At 67.3% G+C, this 1,957-nt stretch carries 1 protein-coding gene; it reads left to right on the top strand.

Annotated features, from left to right (window positions below; translation table 11 throughout):
- Nucleotide 1: 1 nt before the first annotated feature.
- A partial coding sequence (acs, locus tag J8I35_RS34310; RefSeq protein ID WP_348522298.1) for an acetate--CoA ligase occupies nucleotides 2–1,957 on the top strand: 1,956 nt, incomplete at its 3' end.

The raw sequence follows: 1,957 nt of genomic DNA, 5'->3' as shown, positions 1-1,957 counted from the left end.
GATTGAATCGGTTCTTCACGAAACCCGTCAGTTCGCGCCGCCCGCGGCGCTCGAGCAGACGGCGACCATTTCCGGCATGCCGGCCTACCGCGCGCTCGTCGCCGAGGCCGAGCAGGATTACGAAGGCTTCTGGGCGCGTCTCGCGCGCGAGGGCCTCACGTGGCACAAGCCGTTTACGGCCGTGCTCGACGAGCGCAACGCGCCGTTTTACAAATGGTTCGACGACGGCGAGTTGAACGCGTCGTACAACTGCCTCGACCGCCACGTCGAAGCCGGCAATGGCGAGCGCGTCGCGGTGATCTTCGAGGCCGACGACGGCACCGTCACCCGCGTCACCTATGCGGATCTCCTCGCGCGCGTGTCGCGCTTCGCGAATGCGCTGAAGCAACGCGGCATCGGCAAGGGCGATCGGGTCGTCATCTATATTCCGATGTCGATCGAAGGCATCGTCGCGATGCAGGCCTGCGCGCGCATCGGCGCGACGCACTCGGTCGTGTTCGGCGGCTTCTCCGCGAAATCGCTGAACGAGCGGCTCGTCGACGTCGGCGCGGTCGCGCTGATCACCGCCGACGAGCAGGCGCGCGGCGGCAAGACGCTGCCGCTCAAGAGCATCGCCGACGAGGCGATCGCGATGGGCGGCTGCGAAGCGGTCAAGAGCGTGATCGTCTATCGCCGCACCGGCGGCCAGATCGACTGGCATGCGGAGCGCGACCTGTGGATGCACGAGCTGACCGACGGCGAGTCCGACCGCTGCGAACCGACCTGGGTCGGCGCCGAGCATCCGCTGTTCATCCTGTATACGTCGGGCTCGACCGGCAAGCCGAAGGGCGTGCAGCACAGCACCGGCGGCTACCTGCTGTGGGCCGCGCAGACGATGAAGTGGACCTTCGACTGGAAACCCGACGACGTGTTCTGGTGCACGGCCGACATCGGCTGGGTCACGGGCCACACGTACATCACGTACGGGCCGCTCGCATGCGGCGGCACGCAGGTCGTGTTCGAGGGCGTGCCGACGTATCCGGACGCCGGCCGCTTCTGGAAGATGATCGACGATCACAAGGTCACCGTGTTCTACACCGCGCCGACCGCGATCCGTTCGCTGATCAAGGCGGCCGAGGCCGACGACAAGGTGCATCCGAAGAGTTACGACCTGTCGAGCCTGCGCATCATCGGCACGGTCGGCGAGCCGATCAATCCGGAAGCGTGGATGTGGTACCACAAGCACGTCGGCCACGAGCGCTGCCCGATCGTCGACACGTGGTGGCAGACCGAAACCGGCGGCCACATGATCACGCCGCTGCCGGGCGCGACGCCGACCGTCCCGGGTTCGTGCACGCTGCCGCTGCCGGGCATCATGGCCGCGGTGGTCGACGAGACGGGCCAGGACGTGCCGAACGGGCAAGGCGGGATTCTCGTCGTCAAGCGGCCGTGGCCCGCGATGATCCGGACGATCTGGGGCGACCCGGAGCGCTTCAAGAAGAGCTATTACCCGGAAGAGCTCGGCGGCACGCTCTATCTGGCCGGCGACGGCACCGTGCGCGACAAGGAAACCGGCTACTTCACGATCATGGGCCGGATCGACGACGTGCTGAACGTGTCGGGCCACCGGCTCGGCACGATGGAGATCGAGTCGGCGCTGGTATCGCATGAACTGGTTGCCGAGGCGGCGGTGGTCGGCCGTCCGGACGATACGACGGGCGAGGCGGTCGTGGCGTTCGTGGTGCTGAAGCGTTCGCGCCCGGAAGGCGACGAAGCGGCGGCGCTCGCGAAGACGCTGCGCGACTGGGTCGGCAAGCAGATCGGGCCGATCGCGAAGCCGAAGGACATCCGCTTCGGCGACAACCTGCCGAAGACGCGCTCGGGCAAGATCATGCGGCGCCTGCTGCGCTCGCTCGCGAAGGGCGAGGCGATCACGCAGGATACGTCCACGCTCGAGAATCCGGCCATCCTCGAGCAG

The sequence above is a fragment of the Burkholderia sp. CpTa8-5 genome (genome assembly GCF_017815045.1).
Lineage (GTDB): Bacteria > Pseudomonadota > Gammaproteobacteria > Burkholderiales > Burkholderiaceae > Burkholderia > Burkholderia sola.
This window is presented reverse-complemented; position numbering and strand designations above follow the sequence as displayed.